General features: G+C 73.0%; 20 protein-coding genes and 2 pseudogenes. 8 read left to right on the top strand and 14 right to left on the bottom strand.

Translation table 11 applies throughout. The features are described from left to right. The first annotated feature begins 176 nt into the window (after window positions 1-176). From AB0N90_RS01660 to AB0N90_RS01650, 3 genes are all read left to right on the top strand, one after another. Window positions 177-755 carry a hypothetical protein gene (locus AB0N90_RS01660; RefSeq protein ID WP_365192232.1) on the top strand — a complete coding sequence of 193 codons (579 nt, stop codon included), beginning with the start codon at window positions 177-179 and terminating at the stop codon, window positions 753-755. Window positions 756-860: 105 nt separating this feature from the next. Further along, window positions 861-1,829 carry an acetylxylan esterase gene (locus tag AB0N90_RS01655; protein ID WP_365192231.1) on the top strand — a complete coding sequence of 323 codons (969 nt, stop codon included), beginning with the start codon at window positions 861-863 and terminating at the stop codon, window positions 1,827-1,829. Window positions 1,830-1,924: 95 nt separating this feature from the next. Continuing rightward, window positions 1,925-3,124 carry a serine hydrolase domain-containing protein gene (locus AB0N90_RS01650; RefSeq protein ID WP_365192230.1) on the top strand — a complete coding sequence of 400 codons (1,200 nt, stop codon included), beginning with the start codon at window positions 1,925-1,927 and terminating at the stop codon, window positions 3,122-3,124. A gap of 14 nt (window positions 3,125-3,138) precedes the next feature. On the opposite strand, the gene AB0N90_RS01645 is transcribed toward AB0N90_RS01650, so the two are convergent. Beyond that, entirely contained in the window at window positions 3,139-3,882 is a 744-nt protein-coding gene (locus AB0N90_RS01645) for a class I SAM-dependent methyltransferase (protein ID WP_365192784.1), read from the bottom strand. Between the two features lie 74 nt (window positions 3,883-3,956). Between AB0N90_RS01645 and AB0N90_RS01640 the strand changes: the two genes are divergently transcribed. From AB0N90_RS01640 to AB0N90_RS01630, 3 genes and pseudogenes are all read left to right on the top strand, one after another. Beyond that, a complete protein-coding gene (locus AB0N90_RS01640) occupies window positions 3,957-4,352 on the top strand; it encodes a nuclear transport factor 2 family protein (protein ID WP_365192229.1) in 396 nt (131 codons plus the stop codon). Window positions 4,353-4,775: 423 nt separating this feature from the next. Beyond that, window positions 4,776-5,924, top strand: coding sequence for a transcription termination factor Rho (gene rho / locus AB0N90_RS01635; protein ID WP_365192228.1), 1,149 nt, complete (start codon window positions 4,776-4,778; stop codon window positions 5,922-5,924). Between the two features lie 103 nt (window positions 5,925-6,027). Then, window positions 6,028-6,942: pseudogene (locus tag AB0N90_RS01630) on the top strand (serine hydrolase); the annotation flags it as partial. A gap of 86 nt (window positions 6,943-7,028) precedes the next feature. On the opposite strand, the pseudogene AB0N90_RS01625 reads toward AB0N90_RS01630, so the two are convergent. The 10 genes and pseudogenes from AB0N90_RS01625 to crcB (AB0N90_RS01580) form a co-directional block, all read right to left on the bottom strand. Then, window positions 7,029-8,336: pseudogene (locus AB0N90_RS01625) on the bottom strand (glycosyltransferase 87 family protein); the annotation flags it as partial. Further along, window positions 8,333-9,739 carry a polyprenol phosphomannose-dependent alpha 1,6 mannosyltransferase MptB gene (gene mptB / locus AB0N90_RS01620; RefSeq protein WP_365192227.1) on the bottom strand — a complete coding sequence of 469 codons (1,407 nt, stop codon included), beginning with the start codon at window positions 9,737-9,739 and terminating at the stop codon, window positions 8,333-8,335. The pseudogene AB0N90_RS01625 and the gene mptB, both read right to left, overlap by 4 nt. Before the next feature lie 938 nt (window positions 9,740-10,677). Beyond that, window positions 10,678-11,616 carry a glutaminase gene (locus AB0N90_RS01615; protein ID WP_361669899.1) on the bottom strand — a complete coding sequence of 313 codons (939 nt, stop codon included), beginning with the start codon at window positions 11,614-11,616 and terminating at the stop codon, window positions 10,678-10,680. A gap of 63 nt (window positions 11,617-11,679) precedes the next feature. Next, complete coding sequence (aspA, locus tag AB0N90_RS01610) at window positions 11,680-13,086, bottom strand: aspartate ammonia-lyase (RefSeq protein ID WP_232988344.1); 1,407 nt, start codon at window positions 13,084-13,086, stop codon at window positions 11,680-11,682. A gap of 55 nt (window positions 13,087-13,141) precedes the next feature. Then, window positions 13,142-14,140, bottom strand: coding sequence for an asparaginase (locus tag AB0N90_RS01605; protein WP_365192226.1), 999 nt, complete (start codon window positions 14,138-14,140; stop codon window positions 13,142-13,144). Window positions 14,141-14,351: 211 nt separating this feature from the next. After that, complete coding sequence (locus tag AB0N90_RS01600) at window positions 14,352-15,029, bottom strand: FadR/GntR family transcriptional regulator (RefSeq protein ID WP_365192782.1); 678 nt, start codon at window positions 15,027-15,029, stop codon at window positions 14,352-14,354. Window positions 15,030-15,231: 202 nt separating this feature from the next. Continuing rightward, complete coding sequence (locus AB0N90_RS01595; RefSeq protein ID WP_361669894.1) at window positions 15,232-16,068, bottom strand: undecaprenyl-diphosphate phosphatase; 837 nt, start codon at window positions 16,066-16,068, stop codon at window positions 15,232-15,234. Between the two features lie 81 nt (window positions 16,069-16,149). Beyond that, window positions 16,150-16,518, bottom strand: coding sequence for a fluoride efflux transporter CrcB (gene crcB / locus AB0N90_RS01590; RefSeq protein ID WP_361669890.1), 369 nt, complete (start codon window positions 16,516-16,518; stop codon window positions 16,150-16,152). Further along, a complete protein-coding gene (locus AB0N90_RS01585; RefSeq protein ID WP_361669888.1) occupies window positions 16,515-16,901 on the bottom strand; it encodes a DUF190 domain-containing protein in 387 nt (128 codons plus the stop codon). The genes crcB (AB0N90_RS01590) and AB0N90_RS01585 overlap by 4 nt, the downstream gene beginning before the upstream one ends. Continuing rightward, on the bottom strand, window positions 16,898-17,362 hold the full coding sequence (gene crcB, locus AB0N90_RS01580; protein ID WP_365192225.1) for a fluoride efflux transporter CrcB: 465 nt from the start codon (window positions 17,360-17,362) through the stop codon (window positions 16,898-16,900). Before crcB (AB0N90_RS01580) ends, AB0N90_RS01585 begins: the two co-directional genes overlap by 4 nt. 297 nt (window positions 17,363-17,659) lie before the next feature. Between crcB (AB0N90_RS01580) and AB0N90_RS01575 the strand changes: the two genes are divergently transcribed. Together AB0N90_RS01575 and AB0N90_RS01570 are read left to right on the top strand one after the other, a co-directional pair. Further along, a complete protein-coding gene (locus tag AB0N90_RS01575; RefSeq protein WP_365192224.1) occupies window positions 17,660-18,016 on the top strand; it encodes a VOC family protein in 357 nt (118 codons plus the stop codon). 43 nt (window positions 18,017-18,059) lie between these two features. Continuing rightward, a complete protein-coding gene (locus AB0N90_RS01570) occupies window positions 18,060-18,458 on the top strand; it encodes a MarR family transcriptional regulator (RefSeq protein ID WP_365192223.1) in 399 nt (132 codons plus the stop codon). 15 nt (window positions 18,459-18,473) lie between these two features. Here the strand turns inward: AB0N90_RS01570 and AB0N90_RS01565 are convergent, their stop codons facing one another. The 3 genes from AB0N90_RS01565 to AB0N90_RS01555 form a co-directional block, all read right to left on the bottom strand. After that, window positions 18,474-19,571 (bottom strand): hypothetical protein, encoded by a 1,098-nt coding sequence (locus tag AB0N90_RS01565; RefSeq protein ID WP_365192222.1) that lies wholly within the window; start codon window positions 19,569-19,571, stop codon window positions 18,474-18,476. A gap of 105 nt (window positions 19,572-19,676) precedes the next feature. Continuing rightward, window positions 19,677-20,075, bottom strand: coding sequence for an SseB family protein (locus AB0N90_RS01560; RefSeq protein ID WP_037655818.1), 399 nt, complete (start codon window positions 20,073-20,075; stop codon window positions 19,677-19,679). Between the two features lie 186 nt (window positions 20,076-20,261). Then, the gene (locus tag AB0N90_RS01555) at window positions 20,262-21,776 is read right to left on the bottom strand and encodes a cytosine permease (protein ID WP_365192221.1); all 1,515 of its coding nucleotides are present in this window, start codon (window positions 21,774-21,776) and stop codon (window positions 20,262-20,264) included. Between the last annotated feature and the right edge of the window lie 79 nt (window positions 21,777-21,855).

Here is a 21,855-nt window from a genome sequence, read left to right as displayed (position 1 = left end):
GCGCGTTCGCGGGGCACCTGGCTCGAACGTGCCTCAAGTGGGCCTGAACTCGCGGCTCACCGGGTGGGCCGGGTGCGCCGTACGGGGTACGAGACGGGTGAGGACGCTCGTGCGCGTACACCGGAGCGGGTGGCGGCGCGGGCGGGCGGCCGGTCGGCTTCGGCGAGGAGGCGGACATGCGGACCCGGGTGCGTGTGCGTGGCTGGCGTTGGCGGCGCAATCCGCTGCGGCGGCGCTGTGATGTCGTCGAGGCGTGGACGGTGCTGGTCGTCGCCGTGCTGCTGTTCGTGGTGGCGCCTCTGGTCGGGGCGGCCGCGGGGCTGCACACCCAGAGCCGGGACGCGGCGACCGCGGCGGCGCAGCGGGCCGCGCGCCACCGGGTGACGGCCACGGTGTCCGACGGTCCGCCCGCCGTCCGGGTCGAGCGCGGGCATCTGCACCGCACCGAGATCCACTGGACCGAGCCCGGCCGGGGGACCAGGACGGCCTGGGCGCGGGTGCCGGCCGGGGCCCGGACCGGGGACACGGTCCCGATCTGGGTCGACTCCCGGGGCCAGGTCGTCACCGCGCCGTCGTCCGGTACGGAGATCCTCCAGCACGCGGTGACCGTCGGGGTGTGCGCGGCGGCCTGTGCCGGGGGCGTGGTGTTCCTCGGGCACACCGTCGCCCGCCGGATCGCGCTGCGCCACCGGCTCGCCGAGTGGGAGCGGGCGTGGGCCCGCACCGGGCCGAGGTGGACCCAGCCCAGGGCGTGAACAACCGCGCGACGAGCCATGGTCGGCCGGCGCGCCGCCCTCATACGGTGGGCTCCCCGCACCCTGATCCCCCGCACCCTGCTCCCCCGGCGAAGGCGGTGGCCGATGGCCCTGTTCGACCTGCCCCTGTCCGAACTCCGCGCCCACCGGAGCGAGTCCGCCGAACCCGAGGACTTCGACGCCTTCTGGGACGCCACCCTGCGCGAGGCGCGCGCGCACGAACTCGCCGTCCGTTTCGAGCCGGTGGAGTCCGCACTGGCCACGGTCGAGGTGTACGACGTGACGTTCGCCGGGTTCGGCGGGCACCCGGTCAAGGGCTGGCTGCGGCTGCCGGCCGGCGCGCGCGAACCCCTGCCGCTGGTCGTGCAGTTCATCGGGTACGGCGGCGGGCGCGGGCTGGCGCACGAGGATCTGCTGTGGGCGTCGACGGGCCGGGCGCACTTCGTGATGGACACCCGGGGGCAGGGCAGCGTGTGGGGCGGCGGGGGCGGCACCGCGGACCCGGTGGGTTCCGGGCCCGCCCACCCCGGCTTCCTCACCCGGGGCATCGACGCGCCCGAGAACCACTACTACCGGCGGGTGTTCACGGACGCGGTACGGGCGATCGAGGCGGCCCGTGCCCATCCGCTGACCGACGCGGCGCGCACGGTGGCGCTCGGCCACAGCCAGGGTGGCGGCATCACCCTCGCGGTCGGCGCGCTGGTCCCCGATCTGGCCGCGGTGGCGCCGGACGTGCCGTTCCTGTGCGACTTCCCGCGCGCGATCACCCTGACGGACCGCCACCCCTACCGCGAGGTCGCCCTGTTCCTGAAGACCCACCGGGGCCGGACGGCGCAGGCGCTGCGCACCCTCTCCTACTTCGACGGCGTGCACTTCGCGGCCCGCGGCCGGGCACCGGCCCTGTTCTCGACGGCTCTGGAGGACGAGACCTGCCCGCCGTCGACCGTGTTCGCGGCGTTCAACTCCTGGGCGCACCCGGACAAGACGATCGAGGTGTATGAGTTCAACGACCACGAGGGCGGCGGCCCCTTCCATGACGCGGTGAAGATGCGCTGGCTGCGGTCGTACGCCTAGATCACCTCTTCCTCGATGCCCGACCGGTCGGTATGTTCAGGGTGCCCGGTCCGGGGCCGACGCGGGCCGGGCGTTCCCGCGACCACGGAGGGCCCATGTCAGCCACGCACGACGTCCAGCAGACCCCGCCGGCTCCGCGGGCGGCCGGGGTGCACGGCTTCTGCGATCCCCGGTTCACGGCCGTGCGCGAGGCGTTCGAGGAGAACTTCCGCACCCGGCGCGAACTCGGCGCGGCGGTGGCGGTCACCCTCGACGGGGAGACCGTGGTGGATCTGTGGGGCGGCTGGGCGGACGCGGCCCGCACCCGGGCCTGGGAGCGGGACACCCTGGTGAACGTGTGGTCGACCACCAAGGGCCCGGTGGCGCTGTGCGCGCATCTGCTGGCCGACCGGGGACTGCTCGACCTGGACGCGCCGGTGGCCCGGTACTGGCCCGAGTTCGCGGCGGCCGGCAAGGAGAAGGTGCTGGTACGGCATCTGCTGTCGCACCGCGCCGGGCTGTGCGGACTGCGCGAGCCGCACAGCCTCCAGGACCTGTACGACTGGGAGTCGACCACCGCGCGGCTCGCGGCCACGGAGCCCTGGTGGGAGCCCGGCACCCGGTCCGGGTATCACGCGGTGACGTACGGCTTCCTGGTCGGCGAGGTCGTACGGCGGATCACCGGGCTGAAGCCGGGGGCCTTCCTGGAGCGGGAGGTGACCGGGCCGCTCGGCATCGACTTCAGCGTGGGCCTGCCGGTCGAGGAGTACGGTCGGGCCGCCGAGCTGACGCACACCCCGGCCGCCTCGGACGACCAACGCTCGCCCACCTTCCGCCACTTGAACCGGCTGACGCTCGCGGCAATGGCCAACCCGGCGATCGGCGCGGCCCACGCGAACACACCCGCGTGGCGGGCGGCGGAGGTCCCGGCGGGCAACGGGCACGGCACCGCGCGGGCGGTCGCGGCGCTGTACGGCGTCTTCGCCGGGCGCGGCTCCTTCGGCGGGCGGCAGATCCTGTCGCCCGAGGCGGCGGAGCGGGTGCGCGAGGGGCAGGGCAGCTGTGTCGACCTGGTCCTCGGGGCGGGCCTGGGCGGCGAGAGCGAGGCCGGGCTCGGCCTGTGGCTCAGCGGGCCGCAGGGCGCGTACGGGCCCAATCCACGGGCGTTCGGCCATGACGGGTTCGGCGGTTCGTGCGGGCTCGCCGATCCGGAGGCGGGGGTGTCACTGGGCTACGTCATGAACCGGATGGGCCCGCGCATCATGGACGACCCCCGGAAAATGGCCGTGATCGACGCCCTGTACGGCGCCCTGTGATCAGCGGCCGGGGCTCAACTCCCCCGCTCCGGCACGGGCTTGGTGGCCACCACCAGCCGGGCGCGGGGGCTCCCGTCGTCGCGCCGCCCGAACTCGGGCAGGGCACGCAGCTCGGTCGTGAACCCGGCGCGCGCCAACTCCGCCAGCACCGTGCCCAGTCGGAACGTCCGGTAGTACATGACGAACGGCGGCCGCCACAGCGCGTTGCGCACCCGCATCACCGCGTCGAAGCCGAGCAGGGTCCAGAACGCGCGATGCTTCGCCGGGACGGGGGCGCCCAGCGGGAAGGCGAAGCCCCCGCCGGGCCGCAGCACCGAGTGGACCTGGGCGAACAGACCGGGCAGCTCGCGGGGCAGGAAGTGGCCGAACGCCCCGAAGCTGACGACGAGATCGAAGGCGCCGGCGAACGGCAGCGCCCGCGCGTCGCCGCGCACCCAGCCGATCGCGGGGCCGTCCCCGGAGCGGACCCGGCGCCGGGCGACGTCCAGCATCCCGGCACTGAAGTCGACGCCCACGGCGCTACGACGGCACAGCCCGGCCAGCACCCGGACACCGGCGCCGGTCCCGCAGCACAGGTCGAGGCCGTCGTCGAACGGTCCCAGCGGGGCGAGCGCCCGCGCCACCGCGTCGAGCACCCGGCCGGGGGTACGGAAGGGCGTGTGGTCGAACTTCGGCGCGAGCAGGTCGTATCCGTGCTCGACGGAGGACAGCGCCTGGACGGCGAGTTCGCGCAGCGAGGGGCCTTCGGGTCCGAACATGTCCGTCAGCCCGTCAACTCTCGTACCCATTGATCAGTTTCATCCGCACCGATCCAACCTACAGGGGTGATCCCATGCACGCGTTCCGTTCGGCAGTCGAGGCCGGGGACCTGGACGCCGTGGCGGCGCTGCTGGCCGAGGACGTCGTCTTCACCAGTCCCGTCGTCTTCAAACCGTATACGGGCAAGGCCATCACCGCCGCGATCCTGCGCGCGGTCTCCCAGGTCTTCGAGGACTTCCGGTACGTCCGTGAGTTCGGCGCCCCCGACTCCCCCGACCACGCGCTGGTCTTCACCGCCCGGGTGGGCGGGCGCGAGCTGACCGGCTGCGACTTCCTGCACGTCAACGAGGAGGGGCTGATCGACGACCTCATGGTCATGGTCCGCCCACTGTCGGGCGCGCACGCCCTCGCGGAGGCGATGGGGGCGAGGTTCGAACAGATCGCCGAGGAGGCGCAGGCGCGTTCCTGACGCCAGACGCGTTCCTGACGGCAGGCACGTCCCTGACGCCAGGCACGTTTCTGACGCCTGGCGGGGGCGGTCCGTACGGGGCCGCCCCAGCCGTTTTGCCGGTCCTGTGGGTCCGCCCCCGGGAATAGCCCCGCGCACCGATCTGTTGACGCCACCGAGCGCACCGGTATAGTGCGAACAGCGCATGTGCGTGCCCCTCGTACCGGCACCGATGTCGCCGTCTTCTCTCCAGCCCCTCGGCCGAGCCGTTCGCACGGCCCCGGGCTTCTTCCTCGCACCACCTCGTGACCAGGGCTTTCGCCGTCGTGTCCGGGGTGTGGTTCCCGCCGCCCGGAGGCAGGTCGTATCCGCCTCCCGCTCGCGGCCGCTCCCCCCTTCCCACGCGCTTCTCTCCGCTCTTCGTCCGCGAAAGGACACCCCTCCATGACCACCACACTCGAACACCCTCCGGTCGAGCTCCGGGCCCCGGCCGCCCGGCTCGTCACCGGCGTTCTCGACATCGACAATCACGGCAAGGGGCACCTGCGGGCCGCCGACCTCCTGCCCACCCCCGCCGACCCGCAGGTACCGGCCGCGCTGATCCGCAAGTACGGGCTGCGCAGGGGCGACCTGGTCGAGGGCGCCCGGGGTGCGCAGCGCGCGTTGACCGAGGTCGCCCGGGTCGAGGGCCGCGCGCCCGGCGACCTCGCCGCCCGCCGGAACTTCCGCGACCTCACCCCGCTGCATCCGCGCCGCCGCCTGCGCCTTGAGCACCCGGACGCCGGCCTCGCCGGCCGGGTCGCCGATCTGTTCACGCCGGTCGGCAAGGGCCAGCGCGGCCTCCTCGTGGCCCCGCCGAAGAGCGGCAAGACGGTCCTGCTGCGGCAGCTGGCCGCGGCCGTCGCCGGGAACCACCCCGAGTGCCGGCTGATGGTGCTGCTGCTGGACGAGCGCCCCGAGGAGGTCACCGAGATGCGCCGCACCGTGCACGGCGAGGTGTACGCTTCCACCTTCGACCGCACCGCCAAGGAGCACATCGCCCTCGCCGAACTCGTCGTCGAACGGGCCAAGCGGCTGGTCGAGGCGGGCGAGGACGTCGTCGTGCTGCTGGACTCGCTGACCCGGCTGTGCCGGGCGCACAACAACGCCTCCGGCGCGGGCGGCCGTACCCTCAGCGGCGGTGTCGACGCGGGCGCGCTGATCGGCCCCAAGCGGTTCTTCGGCGCCGCCCGCGAGGCCGAGGAGGGCGGCTCGCTCACCATCCTGGCCACCGCCCTGGTGGACACGGGCTCCCGTGCCGACGGCTACTTCTTCGAGGAGCTGAAGAGCACGGGCAACATGGAGCTGCGGCTCGACCGGGAACTGGCCGGGCGGCGCGTCTTCCCCGCCGTGGACCTCGAAGGCTCCGGCACCCGGCGCGAGGAACTGCTGCTCACCCCGGCCGAGTTGGGCGCCGTCCACGGGCTGCGCCGCGCCCTGCGCTCGCGCGAGGGCGGCCCGGCGGGCCTGGAGACCCTGCTGGAGCGGATGCGGCGCACCCCCGGCAACGCGGCCTTCCTGCGGCAGGTCCTGCCGACCCTGCCCACGAGCTGACCGGGTACGGCAACCGGGTTGCTCCGCTGGCATCCGGGTTGCTCCGTTGGGCCGGACGGCGCGGCCGACGCGCGCACACCACTCCCATTCGTACGTTGATCATATGATCACCAGATTCAGATATCGGGCGGTCGTACCCGCCTGTTCCCTGTGTGTGGCGGGCCTGCTGGCGTTCACCCCGGCCCTGGCCGGCGCCGCACCGGCCGCCGCGCGGCACCGGAGCGCCACGCTGCCGCGCAACGGCGAGCCCGCGCCGCCCGCGCCCCGGGCGGCCACCCCGGCCCCGGCCCTGCTCTACCGCTCGGGCACGCAGGTACGCCCACGTAAGAGCGCCCCCGAGCTGCCGGACGTCTCCGCGCTGTCCTGGCTGGTCGCCGACGCGGGCAGCGGGCAGGTGCTGGCCGCGAGCGAGGCGCACCGGCCGCTGCCGCCGGCCAGCACCCTGAAGACCCTGTTCGCCCTCACCGTGCTGCCGAAGCTGCCCAGCGGGATGCAGCACACCGTGCGCTACCAGGAGTTGGCCGACGTCGCCGAGGGCAGCAGCCTGGTCGGGGTCGAGGAGGGCCACAGCTACCGGGTGGCGGACCTGTGGCGGGGGGTCTTCCTCAGCTCCGGCAACGACGCGGTGCATGTGCTCGCCTCCCTGAACGGCGGCTGGGAGACCACCGCCAAGCGGATGCAGACCAACGCCCGCGCCCTGGGCGCCCTGGACACCCATGTGCTGTCCCCGGACGGCTACGACACCCCCGGCCAGGTGTCCTCCGCCTACGACCTCGCCGTGTTCGGCCGCGAGGGCCTGCGCAACCCCGACTTCGCCAAGTACTGCTCCACCGCGCAGGCCGAGTTCCCCGGTGACGGAGCGCCGTTCGGCATCGAGAACACCAACCGGCTGCTCACCGGCGCCGACGGCGTGGCGCCCTACCCGGGCCTGATCGGCGTCAAGAACGGCTACACCACCAACGCGGGCAACACCCTGGTGGCCGCCGCCCGGCGGGGCGGGCGCACCCTGGAGGTGACCGTGATGAACCCTCAGGCGGGCGACGGCTTCGAGGTGTACGAGGAGGCGCGCCAGCTGCTCGACTGGGGTTTCGCGGCGGACGGTCAGGTGGATCCGGTGGGCTCGCTGGACGGGCTGCGTCCCAAGCCCCGGCCGACCGCTTCGGCCGCGCCGGTGGCGGCGGCCACGTCCGGGGCGCCGGACGACGACGACTGGTCCGGCACCGCCGTCGGGGCGGGACTCGCCGGGCTGGGCGCAGCAGCGATGGCACTGGCGCTGCGGGCCAGGGGCAAGGGCAGGGCCGCGCGGGGCTGACCGATCGGCAGACCGAGCAGCAGGCCCAGGGTGATCCAGGTGTAGAGGTTGCTGCCGAGGAAGCCGTCGAGGCCCGAGGCGTCGTCGAACCACAGCCAGACCACGCTGGTGCACAGCACCGCGTACAGCGCGCCCGCGAGGCGCCGGTGCCCGGCGCGCAGCAGGACCGCGAAGGAGGGCAGCAGCCACACCAGGTGATGCACCCAGGTGATCGGGCTGACCAGGCAGGCGGCCGCCCCGGTGAGGGCGAAGGCCGCGGTCCAGTCACCGGCCAGCGCCGCCCGGCGGCCGCGCCACGCCCAGACGCACAGGGTGCCCAGCACCGCGAGCGCCCACAGCGGGCGGCCGGTCTCGCCGAGCCGGGCCAGCACGCCCTGGAGCGACTGGTTGGAGACGTAGTCCAGGCGGCCCACCCGGCTGGTGTCCCACAGCGCCCGGGTCCAGTAGAACCGGGAGGCGGCCGGGTCCACCAGGGCGGCGAGCGCGGTCACGGCGGCGGCCACGGCGGTCGCCTGCGCGGCGGCCCGGCGCCGCCCGGCGAGCAGCAGCAGCCCGATGAACAGGGCCGGCGTCAGCTTGACGGCCGCCGCGAGCCCGATCCCGGCGCCCGCCCAGCGGCCCCGGCCGCTCGACAGCAGCCGGGCGTCGGTGAGGACGAGGGCCAGGAGTACGACATTGACCTGGCCGAAGCTGAAGGTGTCCCGCAGGGGTTCGAACAGCGCGAGCGCGCACAGGGCCAGCGACCAGCGGTACCAGCCGTGCCGCCGCCAGTCGTCACCGGCCAGGACGCGCAGCACCACACCGAGGGCGGCCGCGTTCACCACCAGGGAGGCGGCGATCGCGGTGGTGCGGCCCAGCGGGGCCAGGGGCAGCATCAGGACCGCGGCGAACGGCGGATAGGTGAAGCCGTACTGCGTGCCCGGCACCCGGTAGTCGTAGATCAGGCCGCCGTGGTGCACCCAGGTGTGCACGGTGCCGTAGTAGACGCGCAGGTCGAAGAAGCCGCGCAGCAGCGGCACGGTCGCGGTGAACGCGGTCACGGCGGCGGCGAGGGCGAGGACCAGCAGCAGTCTGCCCCGCTCGGTGCGCGGGCCCCTCATGCGGCGCGCCCCGGGGCCGGGGACACGGCGGGCGCCTGGGCCGCCTGGTGGGCCTGCCACAGGACGACCACGCCGAGCAGCCCGCCGCAGACGGCGAGCACCAGCTGGCCCGCGTCGGCGGGGCCGCCGCCGGGCAGCACGGCGAGGGCGAGCACTCCGGCGAGGGCGGCGACCCGGTGCCGTACCGAGGTGCTGGGCGCGGCGGCGGCGATCAGGAACAGGCCCCACAGCACGTACCAGGGGCGGATCGCCGGGCCGAACACGGCGACGACGAGCAGGCTCAGGCCGAGCGCGTACACCGGTTTGAGACGCAGGCGCAGCCATATGAGGAGGATGGCGACGGCGGTGGCGGCGAGGCCGAGCAGCTGCCAGCCGGGGACGGCCAGCGGGGCGAGGCCGCTGCCGAGCCGGTCGAGCAGGGCGCCGGTGGCCCGGCCGAGCAGGCTGGTCAGCGCCCAGTTCTGCGGGGAGACGGGGGTGTCGAGGGCGCCGATCCAGCCGTAGCCGGTGCCGGCCGTCACGGTGGCGGCGACCGTGGTCGCGGCGGAGACGGCCGCGGTGGTCAGGGCGGCGGGCAGCGGGCGCCGACCGGCGCGGGTCTGGAACGCCACCACGGCGAGCAGACCGAGCGCGGCGGGCGCCTTGACCAGCGCGGCGAGGGTGACGAGTACGGCGCCCAGAATGGGTCTGCGGCCCCGGGCTGCGACCAGGCCGAGCCCGAGCAGTCCGAGCATCAGGGCGTCGTTGTGGGCGCCCGCGACCAGGTGCAGCAGCACCAGCGGGTTGAGGGCGCCGAGCCAGAGCGCGGCGGCCGGGTCGGCGCCGCTGTGCCGGGCGAGCCGGGGCAGCGCGAACGCCATCAGGGCCACGCCGATCAGCGCGAGCAGGCGCATGCCGATCAGGCCCGCGGGCAGCTCGCCCCGGGTGAGGCCGGACAGCGCGGAGGCGAGGCCGAGGAAGGCGGGGCCGTACGGCGCTCCGGTGTGCTGCCACATGGGGGCCACCTGGTCGGCGAGCGGACCGCCGAGGGCCGCGGGGCCCTGGGTGTAGACGTCCATGTGCGCGTCGGCCATGGCGCCCTGCGCGAGATAGCTGTAGACGTCCCGGCTGAACAGCGGCGGGGCGAGCACCAACGGGGCGGCCCAGACGGCCAATACGAGCAGCAGGGCGCGCGGCGCGGGCGGCCGCGGCCCGCGCACCAGGCGGCCCAGGAGCACCCAGGCCGCTATCAGCAGCACGACGCCGAAGTACACCGCGACCAGCCCTGTCGCCGCCTGCGCCGAGGCGGGCGCCGGCAACTCCGCCACGGGCAGCGCACCGGCGCTCTCCCCGCCGAGCGCGAGAAACGCGGTACCGACCAGCCCGAGCAGCCGACACCGACGCAGATCGAAGGGAAACGCCATGGCCAACACTGGCTCAGCGTGACAACGCCGAATGTCCACCAGACGACGACAGCCCGTCCGAACGGGGGCGGAGGTGTGGCCGGGGCGTGGTGGGCGGGGGAGGCGGGCCGGTGGCCGGGGGGCCGGGGCGGCGCCCGGCCGATTCTGCGTCCGGTACTCGGGAGATTCCGAGCCGGTGCCCAGGAGCTTCTGGGGCCGGTGGCCGGGAGTTTCCGGGGCCGGCACCCGATGGCCTCCGCGGCCGGTGACACGGATTCCAGCGTCAGTGCCCGGGAGATTCCGGGGCCGGTGGCGGGGAGACTCCGGGGCCGGCACCTGGTGGCTTCCACCGCCGCTGCCAGGCCATTACAGGGTCGGTGCCCAGCAGATTCCGAGGCCGACGCCCGGCAGCTTTCGGGGCCGACGCCCGATGGCTTCCACCGCCGCTGCCGGAAGATTCCAGGGCCAGTGCCCGAAGGATTCCGAGGCCGACGCCCAACGGCAACCGCCGCCGCTGCCAGGACATTACAGGGTCGGTGCCCGGCGGATTCTGCGGCCGATGCCCGAGAGATTCCGGGCCGATGCCCAGAAGCTTCTGGAGCCGACGGCCGGGAATTGCCGGGACCGGCACCCGATGCCTTCCACCGCCGCTGCCAGAGCATTCCAGGGCCAGTGCCCGAAGGATTCCGAGGCCGATGCCAAACGGCAACCGCCACCGCTGCCAGGCCACTACAGGGTCGGTGCCCGGCGGATTCTGCGGCCGATGCCCGGCAGGTTCCGCGGTCGGTGCCCGATGCGCTCCGCCGCCGGTATCAGGGGGGCTCCAGGGCACCGGTGTCTGTCCCCTGGCCTCCGCCGTCGCCGCCCCGGCGGATTCCGCAACCGGTGTTCGGTGACTCCCAGGACCGACGCCCGGCGGATTCCGGGATCGGCGCTCGGCGGATTCCGTTGGCGTGGGTTCAGAAGACGGAGAGGCCGGTCAGGGTGGTGAAGCGGTCCAGGGCGGCCACGCCGGCCACGGAGTTGCCGCGTTCGTCCAGGCCGGGGCTCCAGACGCACAGGGTGCAGCGGCCCGGTACGACGGCGATGATGCCGCCGCCGACCCCGCTCTTGCCGGGCAGGCCGACCCGGTAGGCGAAGTCGCCCGCGGCGTCGTACGTGCCGCAGGTCAGCATCACCGCGTTGACCTGCTTGGCCTCGCTGCGGCTGAGCAGCCGGCTGCCGTCGGCGCGGATGCCGTGCCGGGCGAGAAAGCCGGTGGCGAGGGCGAGGTCGGCGCAGGAGGCGGCGATGGAGCACTGTCGGAAGTACTGGTCGAGCAGGACCGGCACCTCGTTGTCGATGTTGCCGTAGGACGCCATGAAATGGGCGAGCGCGGCATTGCGGTCGCCGTGCGCGGTCTCGGAGGCGGCGACCTCCTGGTCGAAGTCCAGCGCGGGGTTTCCGCTCTCGGCGCGCAGGAAGCCGAGCAGTTCTCCGGCCGCGTCCCCGGTACGGGTCTGGAGGCGGTCGGTGACGACGAGCGCGCCCGCGTTGATGAACGGGTTGCGCGGGATGCCGTTCTCGTACTCCAGCTGCACCAGGGAGTTGAACGGGTTGCCGGAGGGCTCGCGGCCGACGTGCTCCCACAGTTCGTCGCCCTCGCGGGCCAGGTCCAGGGCGAGGGTGAACACCTTGGTGATGGACTGCGCGGAGAACGGCTGCTGCCACTCCCCCACCCCGTACACCGTGCCGTCCAGCTCGGCGACGGCCATGCCGAAGGTGCGGGGGTCGCACGCGGCCAGCGCCGGGATGTAGTCGGCGGCGCGGCCGCGGCCCGGTGTGTGCTCCAGCTCCTCGGCTATGCGCTCCAGGACCGGCAGGAAGGTGTGGGACGACGTCGTTGTCATGATCACCATTGTGCCTCCGTACCGCTCCCAAAGCCCACTCGCCCCTGCCCCGGAATCGTTCGTAACCGCAGGTCAGGCGGCCGGCGCCCCGCTGCCCGCGATGATCTCGGGGCGCAGCAGCGCGGCCAGCGTCCCGGCGGGCAGCAGGCCCTTCTCCAGGACCAGCTCGGCGACCCCGCGCCCGGTGGCGAGGGCCTCCTTGGCGATCTCGGTGGCCGCCGTGTAGCCGATGTGCGGGTTGAGCGCGGTGACCAGTCCGATGGAGTTCTCCACGCTCGCGCGCAGCCGCTCGGTGTTGGCGGTGATGCCGTCGACACAGCGCTCGGCCAGCGTCAGGCAGGCCCGCTCCAGATGGGTGACGGACTCCGACAGGGAGTGCAGGATGATCGGCTCGAAGGCGTTGAGCTGGAGCTGTCCGGCCTCGGCGGCCATGGTGATGGCGACGTCGTTGCCGATGACCTCGAAGGCGACCTGGTTGACCACCTCGGGGATGACCGGGTTGACCTTGCCCGGCATGATCGACGAACCGGCCTGCACCGGCGGCAGGTTGATCTCCCCGAGCCCGGCGCGCGGACCGGAGGACAGCAGCCGCAGATCGTTGCAGCTCTTGGAGAGCTTGACCGCGATCCGCTTGAGCACCCCGGACATCTGCACGAACGCCCCGCAGTCCTGGGTGGCCTCGACCAGGTTGGCGGCGGTGACCAGCGGCAGCCCGGTGATCGCGGACAGATGCCGGCGGGCGGCCTCGGCGTACCCGGACGGAGCGTTGATCCCGGTACCGATCGCCGTGGCGCCCAGGTTGATCTCATGGATCAGCTCGACGGCCTCGGCGAGCCGGCTGCGGTCCTCCTCGATCATCACGGCGAACGCGGAGAACTCCTGACCGAGCGTCATCGGTACCGCGTCCTGCAACTGTGTACGGCCCATCTTGAGCACGTCACGGAACTGCACGGACTTCCCCGCGAAGGAGTCCTGGAGCACAGCCATCGCCTTGAGCAGTCCACGGACCGCGAAGACCGTCGCTATCTTGACGGCGGTCGGGTAGACGTCATTGGTCGACTGGCTCAGGTTGACGTCCTCGTTCGGGTGTACATACATGTACTCGCCCTTGGCGCGGCCGAGCAGCTCCAACGCCCGGTTCGCGACGACCTCGTTGGCGTTCATGTTGGTCGAGGTGCCGGCCCCGCCCTGGATGACGTCCACGACGAACTGCTCGTGCAGCTCGCCCCGCCGGATCTCCCGGCAGGCGGTGACGATCGCGCGGGCCTTCTCCGGTGCCAGCAGGCCGAGTTCCTCGTTGGCGAGCGCCGCGGCCTCCTTCACCGCGGCCAGGGCGTCGATCAGATGCGGGTACGCCGAGATCGGCATGCCGGTGATGGCGAAGTTCTCGGTCGCCCGCAGGGTGTGGATGCCCCAGTAGGCGTCGGCGGGCACGTCCCGATCGCCGAGGAGATCGTGTTCGCGCCGGGTGGTGGTCATGAGAGGTGATCCGCTTTCTTGGCTTCGGGAGGGGAAACGTCGGCGAGGGGTGATCTCAGGCGGGCCCGGGCTCGTCCACCACCTGTACGGCGCCCACCGGGACCCCGCCGCCGAGCAGCGCCTGCCCCGCGAAGCCGGTCAGCAGGGCCGGGTCCACCCCGGCCCGCTCCAGTGCCCGTGCCGCGACCGGTATCCGCGCGCGGTCCGCCCCGTCCGCTATCTTCACGGCCACCGCCCGCCCGTCCGGCAGCGCGGCGACCTGGACGCCCTCGAAGCCGTCCTTGGCGAGCAGCCCCGGCACGGCCCGCATCAGCGCGGCGACATCGCGGCTGGTGCCGGACGCCATCTCCGCGTGGCCGCGCATCGCGTCGGCGACCTTGGCCTCCGCCGTGCCGGGCGCCGCCGAGGTGATCCGGGACAGCGCGCGGGCGAGCCCGTGCAGGGAGATGGCGAACAGGGGCGCTCCGCAGCCGTCCACGGTGGTGTGCGCGACCCGCTGTCCGGTGAGGTCCTCGACGGTCTCCCGGATGCTCTGCTGCAAGGGGTGCGCGGGGTCCAGGTAGTCCGGCAGGGACCAGTCGTTGAGGCGCGCGGTCCACAGCATCGCGGCGTGCTTGCCGGAGCAGTTCTGGGCGAGCCGGGAGGGCGTCCGTCCGGCGCGCACCCAGGTGTCCCGGACGGCGGGGTCGAAGGGCAGGTCGGGGACGTTGCGCAGATCGTCCTCGGCGAGTCCGCCCAGTTCGAGGATGCGCCGGGTACCGGCGAGGTGGCGCTCCTCACCGGAGTGGCTGGCGGCGGCCAGGGACAGCAGTTCGCCGTCCAGCGGCAGCCCGGCCCGCACCATGGCGACGGCCTGGAGGGGTTTGACGGCCGAACGCGGGTAGAAGGCGGCCTCGATGTCGCCGACGCGGTGGCCGACGGTGCCGTCGGCGCCGAGGACGACGACGGAGCCGTAGTGGATGCCCTCGACCACACCGCCGCGGACGAGGTGGGCGACGGGGGCGTGGCCGGGTGCGCGGACGACGGGCGCGTCGGCGGGGAAGCTGATGTCCATTTCTGCCTGCATCAAGGAGTCGGGGCGGCCGGTTCGCGGGTCACGCGGCGGCACGCCGGTCGGGGGCGCGGGATGCGGATCACACGGGGTCGGGCACGGGCGTCGTACGGACCGCGCCCGGTGCTGTGGCGGCCGGCGGCGGAGGGGCACGGTGATGCGTCCGGTGCCGGCGTCGGGGTGTCCGGGGGTCGGGGTCAGGGGTGGGCGGCGCTCATGCCTCGGGCGCGCCGCTCGTGGCCGGGTCGAGCTGTCTGGGGCGCACGATGTCGGTGAGGCTGCGTTCGACGCGGTCCAGGTGATGGCTCATGGCCGCGAGGGCGTCGTGCTCGGAGCCGTCCACGAGTGCTTCGAGGATGGCGCGGTGCTCGCGGTTGGACTGCTCGCGGCGGCCGCCCAGCTCGTTGAGGAAGGCCGACTGGCGTGCCAGGGCGTCGCGGATCTCCTCGATGACCCGGCGGAAGACCGGGTTCTGGGCGGCCTCGGCGACGGTGAGATGGAAGAGGGTGTCCATCGCGACCCAGGCGGTGGTGTCCGTCTCCCGTTCCATGCGGTCCAGCAGATGGGCCAGCCGGTCCAGGTGGTCGGGGGTGCGGCGCAGGGCCGCGTAGCCGGCGACCGGGATCTCGATGTGCCGGCGGACCTCCAGCAGGTCGCTGGCCGCGTAGTCGCCGAAGGTGGGGTCCTCCACGGCGTTGGCGACGACGAAGGTGCCCTTGCCGGTCCGGGAGACCGTGAGGCCCATCGCCTGGAGCGCGCGCAGCGCCTCGCGCAGCACGGGCCGGGAGACCTCCAGGGTACGGCCCAGCTCGGCCTCGGAGGGCAGTTTGTCGCCGATGGCGTAGTCGCCGCGTTCGATGGCGCCGCGGAGGTGGCCGAGGACCGCTTCCATCGCGCTCACGCGCCGCGGACCGAGACCACCTGTCTGGCTGTCTGACAGGTTCACGGGCCGATCCTGCGCGCCGCCCGCCCGCTCTGTCAAGACGGCCGGTTCACACCCGCGCCCGGGACGCCGAAGCTCCGCGAAACGCGCACGGGGTGCGGCGCCCGTCTTCGGGCGTCCGCACCCCGCGGGGTGGCCGGGAGGTCGCGGCTCAGGCGTTGAGCGCACCGGTGGTGAGCAGGCCGATCAGGCCCAGCCCGATGATGATGCGGTAGATCACGAAGGCGTTGAAGGAGTGCTTGGCGACGAACTTCAGCAGCCAGGCGATCGAGGCGTAGGCCACGATGAAGGAGACGAGGGTGCCGACGGCCAGCGGGGCGGCGCCCACGCCCGCGCCCAGGGCGTCCTTCAGCTCGTAGATGCCGGCGCCGGTCAGCGCGGGGATGCCGAGGAAGAAGGAGAGGCGGGTCGCGGCGACGCGGTCCAGGTCCAGGATGAGCGCGGTGGACATGGTGGCGCCGGAGCGGGAGAAGCCGGGGAAGAGCAGGGCGAGGATCTGGGAGCAGCCCACCCACATCGCGTCCTTGAAGGACGTGTCGTCCTCGCCGCGCTTGTGGCGGCCCATCTGGTCCGCGCACCACATCACACCGGAGCCGACGATCAGCGACCCTGCCACCACCCACAGCGAGGCCAGCGGCCCGTCGATCAGCGGCTTCGCGGCAAGACCCACCAGGACGATCGGGATCGTCGCGGCGATCACCCACCAGGCGAACTTGTAGTCGTGGTGGTAGCGCTCCTCGCGGTTGGTCAGACCGCGGAACCAGGCGGAAACGATCCGCTTGATGTCCTTGAAGAAGTACACGAGCACGGCGGCGATGGCGCCGACCTGGATGACGGCGGAGAACCCGACGACGGACTTGTCGTCGACGGGAATGTTCATGAGCCCCTCGGCGATCTTGAGGTGGCCGGTGGAGGACACGGGGAGGAACTCGGTCACCCCCTCGACGACTCCGAGGACGACGGCCTGACCGACAGAGATGGCGCTCATGGGATCCAGTTCTGAGGAGAGTAGGTCGACAGTGTTGTAGACAGTACTTGCTGCGCCCGGCGGGGTGCCAAGCGCCCGGGTCTACACAGCGCCGGCGAGCCAGTACCCGGCGAAGGCCGCGGCCAGCCCGGCCGCCACGCTGGCGACGACGTTCACCGAAGCGTAGAGGCCGGAGCCGGCCTCGGTCAGCCGCAGGGTCTCGTAGGAGAAGGTCGAGTACGTGGTCAGCGCCCCGCACAGACCGGTACCGAGCAGGAGTTGCAGATGGGGCCCCGCGGCCCCGGTGGCGACGGCGCCGGTGACGAGGCCGAGGACCAGGCTGCCGACGACGTTCACCACGAAGGTGCCCCAGGGGAAGACCGAGTCGTGCCGGGACTGCACGGCGCGGTCGGTGAGGTAGCGCGCGGGCGCGCCGACCACGGCTCCGGCCACGACGAGCAGCCAGTTCACAACGGTTCCTCACCTTCCGGCCCGGCCGTGGCGGGGTCCGGTCCGGGCGCCCGGCCGACGTACCGTACGACCTCGCACTCGTCCAGCGTGACCAGGCCCTCGCGGACCAGTTCGTCCAGCTGGGGCAGGAAGGCCCGGACGCGCTCCTCGGTGTCCACGACGACCACCGCGACCGGCAGGTCCTCGCTGAGCGAGAGCAGTCGGGAGGTGTGGATGCGGGAGGAGGCGCCGTAGCCCTCGATGCCCCGGAAGACGCTGGCGCCCGCGAGCCCGGCGGCGTGCGCGCGGTGCACGATCTCGCTGTAGAGGGGCTTGTGGTGCCAGGTGTCGTCCTCGCCGATGTACACGGTCAGCCGCAGCGCGCGGCCGGTGAGCGAGGTCATGCCTGTTCCCTCCTGGTCAGCACCCGGCGGACGGTGGCCGAGGCGAGCCAGACCGCCGCGAGGGCCGCGCAGGGCGTCGCCACCAGATAGACGAGGCCGATCCCGGGGCGGCCGGCCTCGACCAGGCGGCGGATGTCGACGGTGTACGTGGAGAAGGTGGTGAAGCCGCCAAGGACACCGGTGCCGAAGAAGGGGCGGACGAGGCGGTGGGCGGCCCACACCTCGGTGATGAACACCATGAACACGCCCATCACGGCGCAGCCGATGAGGTTGGTCCAGAAGGTCGCCCACGGGAAGGCGTCGGGCCCGGTGGGCCAGGCGAGGCTGAGCCCGTAGCGGGCGCAGGCACCGAGGGCACCGCCGACGGCGACCACCGCCACGACGGGACCCTGGGCACGCCACCGCGTCCGCCGGCGCGGGGCGAGGCGGGCGCGAAGGGTGTCGGCTTCGGGGGTTGTCATCGTTCTTACGTCTCCTGCTCGGCCGACCCCCGGTGGGTGATCACGGCCGGGCACCACAGTACCGCCGGATCGGCCGCGCCCCGGCCATGCCGTGGTCCGTCTGCCGAACCGTTCACCCGCCCTTCTCCGGCGGGGAACCCCACGGTCACCGCGACCGGTCGGGCCGGGGCCGAACCGGTCAGGATTCGAGAAGCCGGGGCGGGCTCCCCCGGCCTAGCGTGGGAGCACCGAAGGGGAGCCCGCCGGGCCTCGCACCCCTGACCCTTTGACTCGTATGACTCGTAAGGAGTGAGTTACATGACCGCCGGTATGCAGACGATCATCTACCCCGTCAAGGACCCGGAGCGGGCCAAGGCCCTGTTCGGCGCGCTGCTGGGCGTCGAGCCGTACGCCGACGAGCCGTACTACATCGGGTTCAAGGCCCAGGGCCAGGACATCGGCCTCGACCCGAACGGGCACGCGCAGGGCCTGACCGGGCCGGTGCCGTTCTGGCATGTCACCGATCTGCGGGAGCGGCTGGCGGCACTGGTGGCGGCGGGCGCGGAGATCGTCCAGGACGCCCGGGACGTCGGCAACGGCCGGCTCGTGGCCTCCGTGAAGGACGCGGACGGCAACATGGTGGGCCTGCTCCAGGATCCCGCCACCGAAAAGTAGTTGCACACTCAACGAGTGGCTGGATCGGTGCTACGGTGCCGGTATGGCAGTGAAATCGGCCGATGCCCGGCTCGAGGAACGCTGGCGGGACATCCTCGCCGTGCACGCCCGCACGATGTGCGGGATCGACCGTGCGCTGCACCCCTACGGGCTGGGCGCCAGCGACTTCGAGGTGCTGGACATCCTGGCCGCCGAGTCACCGCGCGACGGCGACCACTGCCGGGTGCAGAACCTGGTCGGGCGGGTGCATCTCAGCCAGAGCGCCCTGTCCCGGCTGATCGGCCGGCTGGAGAAGGACGGCCTGGTGGAACGCTCGGTGTGCGCCGAGGACCGCCGGGGCGTCTGGGTCGCCCTCACCGCCAAGGGCCGCGCCCTGCACACCGAGGTACTGCCGGTCCAACGGGCCGTCCTCGGACGGATGTTGACCGAGCCGGAGCACTAGGGCCTCTCGTCCGGGTCAGACGTCCTCCGGTGGGTCGTCCGGGCGGCGGTCCACCGGGCGGCGTGGCGGGATCGGGGTCGTCGGGAAGTCGCGGGGGCCGGTCCACAGGGACGGTACGGCGTCGCAGCGGCGGCACAGTTCATAGGCGACGGCCTCGTAGTTGACCCGCCAGCCCCGGAAGTGGGGCCAAGCCTCCTCGGGGGTGCGCTCGGCGCGGAAGCCGGTCGAGTCCAGCATCGCCACGGCCGCGTCGAACTCGGCGTAGGTGAGCCGGATCGGTGCGTTCGGCGCGGGGTCCTCCTCGAAGGGGGCTCGCACCGAGCGGGCGATGTCGCGCAGCGCGCTGAACCCGGCCCGCAGCACCAGCCGGGCCTCCGGCGGCGCGGTCTTCGGGTCCAGGGCGAGCTGAAGCGCCGCCGCGTCCATCACGGCGACCAGCCCCACCAGCCAGCTGCGGTACGGGCGCGGGGAGCGGAACGTCAGCAGCACCGGATAGGTGGAGTGGCTCTCGCCCATGTCCGAGGCCAGCCGCTCCCAGGCCCGGTACAGCTCCGGCAGCGCGGTCTCGGTGTCGACCAGCCACTGCCGGGCCAGGATCTCCGGGCCCCAGGAGGGCTCGCCCGCCCTGGCCTGGAGGAGGGTGACCTCGACCTCGCGGCGGTTGTAGGCGGCGTAGAGCGTGGGCAGGTAGGCGATCTGGAGGGCGATCAGGACCGGTCCCGTGGCCGCCGCGACGAAGTCGAGGACCGACAGCTTCCACCGGGCGCCGCTGGCGAAGCCGAGGGTGAACAGGCTGGAGCCGGCCTCGCGGAACGCGGTCGCCCAGGTCAGGGAGGACAGCGCGAACAGCAGCAGGCCGTATCCGAGCAGGGCGCCGATGAGCCAGCCGGCGAGCATGCCGATCAGCATGAGGGGCGCCAGCCAGGTCTGGGCGCGGTCGATGGCCTCGTAGTCACCGCGCGGGGTGGTCAGCCGCAGGAGTCTGCGCAGCAGCCACCACAGGCGGAAGACCAGCGTGGAGTAGAGGCCCCTCGGGACGACGAGGGTGCGCAGGATGCTGCTCAGCACGGCGAGGAGCAGCAGGGCGCCCGCCGTGCCGGCGATGTATTCCATGAGGGTATTTTGGCGCCCGCGGGGGATGGTGATCGACTTCGGGCGCGGCTGCCTGCCGGTTCGTGATGGCCTGCGCCGCGCTCCCCCGGCCCCTTGCGGGCGCCCTCAGCGGGCCAGCAGGGTCCGCACCCCCTGGGACGTCAACGTGAGCGCGTGCTCCGAGCTGCCGTCTATCGCCAGGGAGATCTCCTCGTCCGGCCACTGCGAGGCCAGCGCGCCCAGCGGGATGAGGCGGTAGCGGGAGACGAAGGGCAGGAGTTCGGCCATCTCGTTCTCCGTGGTGAAGACGGGGACGACCGGGTCTCCCCCGGGCTGTTCCAGGATGGGCAGGGCCACCGTCGTGGCGTCGGCGCCCTCGCCGTCGATCGCGTCGTCCGGCACGGGGACGAGCACGTCGCTGTGGGCGAGGGTGTCCAGGGCCCTCTGGTCCTCGGCGTTGGCGACCAGATCGTCCAGCGCCTGCTGGGCCGGCGTCGGAAGGGCGTCGTGTGCGGGTGTCTCCATGGCAGATCCCCAGGTAGCGGTGGTCGTACGGGCCACCCGGACGGACTGCCCGGGCGGGCTCCCGCCTCGCGTACCCGGTGCGGACCCGGGGCATGCGTGCGAACCGGAAGAGGCGCGGGACGGGGCATGGACTCGGGCAAATGTGCGAAATGGAGGGTGTCCGGTGCACGGGACGCGAGGCCGTGCTCAGGCCCTGAGGACCTCCTCGCCCGGCGCCGGGCTCGGGGCCAGGGCCTCCTGGGCGCGCACCCGGCGCCGGCCGAGGAGCAGGGTGCCGCAGAAGGAGAGGACGAGGGCGACCACGACGCCCAGGTTGGCGTACGCCCACGCGCCGGTACGGCCGCCGAGGCCCAGCGGTCCGAGGAGATAGCCCTGCCAGCCCAGCCAGTGCGCGGCGGTGTTGGTGACCAGGCCCCAGCCGACGGCCGTGGCGGCGAGGGTGAGCAGCGGGGGCACCAGCGGGACGTCGCCGTAGCGGCCGTGCGGGCGGAACAGGTCGCCGTCGTCGTAGTTGCGGCGGCGCAGCGCGAGGTCGGCCAGCATGACGCCGGACCAGGCGGCGATGGGCACCCCGAGCGTGGTGAGGAAGCCCATGAACTGGCCGAGGAAGCCGCCCGCGAAGAACACGATGTAGATCGACCCGGCGATCATCAGGCAGCCGTCCCAGAGCGCGGCCAGATAGCGGGGCACGCGCAGTCCGGCGGAGAGCAGGGCGAGGCCGGAGGAGTAGATGTCGAGGACGGCGCCGCCGACCAGGCTGAGCACGGCGACCACGGCGAACGGCACCAGGAACCAGGTGGGCAGGATGGTGGTCAGGGCGCCGATCGGGTCGTCGGCGATGGACCGGCTCAGCTGCGGTGAGGACCCGGCCAGCAGTACGCCGAAGACCAGCAGCAGCACGGGCGCGAGCGAGCCCCCGAAGGTGGTCCAGCCGATCACGCCCCGGCTGGAGGAGTCGCGCGGCAGATAGCGGGAGTAGTCGGCGGCGGCGTTGATCCAGCCGAGGCCGAAGCCCGCCATCATGAACACCAGCGCGCCGATCATCTGCTGCGCGGATCCGCCCGGCACCGCCTTGACCGCGTCCCAGTCGACCTGATGGGCGACGAGACCGACGTAGACGAGGGTCAGTACGCCTGTGACCACGGTGATGACCGTCTGGAGCCGCATGATCAGGTCGAAGCCGATGACACCGGCGACGACGGTCAGCGCGGCCACCACCATCAGGGCGACCACCTTGGTCTCGGTGCCGCCGCCCCAGCCGAGGCTGGTGAAGACGGTCGCGGTGGCCAGGGTCGCGAGCGAGATGAGGGCGGTCTCCCAGCCGACGGTGAGCATCCAGGAGACCACCGACGGCAGCCGGTTGCCGCGCACCCCGTAGGCGGCGCGGCTGAGCACCATGGTGGGCGCCGAGCCGCGCTTACCTGCGACCGAGACGAAGCCGCACAGCAGGAAGGAGACGACGATGCCGATGGTGCCCGCGACGAGTGCCTGCCAGAAGGAGAGGCCGAAGCCGAACGCGAAGGCGCCGTAGCTGAGCCCGAGCACGGAGACGTTCGCCCCGAACCAGGGCCAGAACAGCATGCGCGGGGTACCCCTGCGGTCCGCGTCCCCGATCACGTCGAGCCCGTGTGTCTCCACCTGGATCGGGCGGCCGGCGGCTCTGTTGTCGGTGATGCCGAGGGGGTCGTGCGGATGCGTCATCACGGCCTACCTGTCTGACGTGTCGAGATCACGCTAGGTCGGCACCGCGGGGGCCGCAACGCAAGGCACTCGGGATTAT

Origin of the sequence: Streptomyces sp. NPDC093018 (assembly GCF_040684035.1) — a bacterium.
Lineage (GTDB): Bacteria > Actinomycetota > Actinomycetes > Streptomycetales > Streptomycetaceae > Streptomyces > Streptomyces murinus.
The sequence above is the reverse complement of the archived record's forward strand: the minus strand, read 5'-3'. Positions and strand labels throughout refer to the sequence as shown.

Excerpts from the sequence above, each read along its gene's own strand:
- AB0N90_RS01660 (WP_365192232.1), top strand. The coding sequence starts at position 177 with ATGCGGACCCGGGTGCGTGTGCGTGGCTGGCGTTGGCGGCGCAATCCG.
- AB0N90_RS01655 (WP_365192231.1), top strand. The coding sequence starts at position 861 with ATGGCCCTGTTCGACCTGCCCCTGTCCGAACTCCGCGCCCACCGGAGC.
- AB0N90_RS01650 (WP_365192230.1), top strand. The coding sequence starts at position 1,925 with ATGTCAGCCACGCACGACGTCCAGCAGACCCCGCCGGCTCCGCGGGCG.
- AB0N90_RS01645 (WP_365192784.1), bottom strand. The coding sequence starts at position 3,882 with ATGTTCGGACCCGAAGGCCCCTCGCTGCGCGAACTCGCCGTCCAGGCG.
- AB0N90_RS01640 (WP_365192229.1), top strand. The coding sequence starts at position 3,957 with ATGCACGCGTTCCGTTCGGCAGTCGAGGCCGGGGACCTGGACGCCGTG.
- rho (WP_365192228.1), top strand. The coding sequence starts at position 4,776 with ATGACCACCACACTCGAACACCCTCCGGTCGAGCTCCGGGCCCCGGCC.
- mptB (WP_365192227.1), bottom strand. The coding sequence starts at position 9,739 with ATGGCGTTTCCCTTCGATCTGCGTCGGTGTCGGCTGCTCGGGCTGGTC.
- AB0N90_RS01615 (WP_361669899.1), bottom strand. The coding sequence starts at position 11,616 with ATGGTGATCATGACAACGACGTCGTCCCACACCTTCCTGCCGGTCCTG.
- aspA (WP_232988344.1), bottom strand. The coding sequence starts at position 13,086 with ATGACCACCACCCGGCGCGAACACGATCTCCTCGGCGATCGGGACGTG.
- AB0N90_RS01605 (WP_365192226.1), bottom strand. The coding sequence starts at position 14,140 with ATGGACATCAGCTTCCCCGCCGACGCGCCCGTCGTCCGCGCACCCGGC.
- AB0N90_RS01600 (WP_365192782.1), bottom strand. The coding sequence starts at position 15,029 with ATGGAAGCGGTCCTCGGCCACCTCCGCGGCGCCATCGAACGCGGCGAC.
- AB0N90_RS01595 (WP_361669894.1), bottom strand. The coding sequence starts at position 16,068 with ATGAGCGCCATCTCTGTCGGTCAGGCCGTCGTCCTCGGAGTCGTCGAG.
- AB0N90_RS01585 (WP_361669888.1), bottom strand. The coding sequence starts at position 16,901 with ATGACCTCGCTCACCGGCCGCGCGCTGCGGCTGACCGTGTACATCGGC.
- crcB (WP_365192225.1), bottom strand. The coding sequence starts at position 17,362 with ATGACAACCCCCGAAGCCGACACCCTTCGCGCCCGCCTCGCCCCGCGC.
- AB0N90_RS01575 (WP_365192224.1), top strand. The coding sequence starts at position 17,660 with ATGACCGCCGGTATGCAGACGATCATCTACCCCGTCAAGGACCCGGAG.
- AB0N90_RS01570 (WP_365192223.1), top strand. The coding sequence starts at position 18,060 with ATGGCAGTGAAATCGGCCGATGCCCGGCTCGAGGAACGCTGGCGGGAC.
- AB0N90_RS01565 (WP_365192222.1), bottom strand. The coding sequence starts at position 19,571 with ATGGAATACATCGCCGGCACGGCGGGCGCCCTGCTGCTCCTCGCCGTG.
- AB0N90_RS01560 (WP_037655818.1), bottom strand. The coding sequence starts at position 20,075 with ATGGAGACACCCGCACACGACGCCCTTCCGACGCCGGCCCAGCAGGCG.
- AB0N90_RS01555 (WP_365192221.1), bottom strand. The coding sequence starts at position 21,776 with ATGACGCATCCGCACGACCCCCTCGGCATCACCGACAACAGAGCCGCC.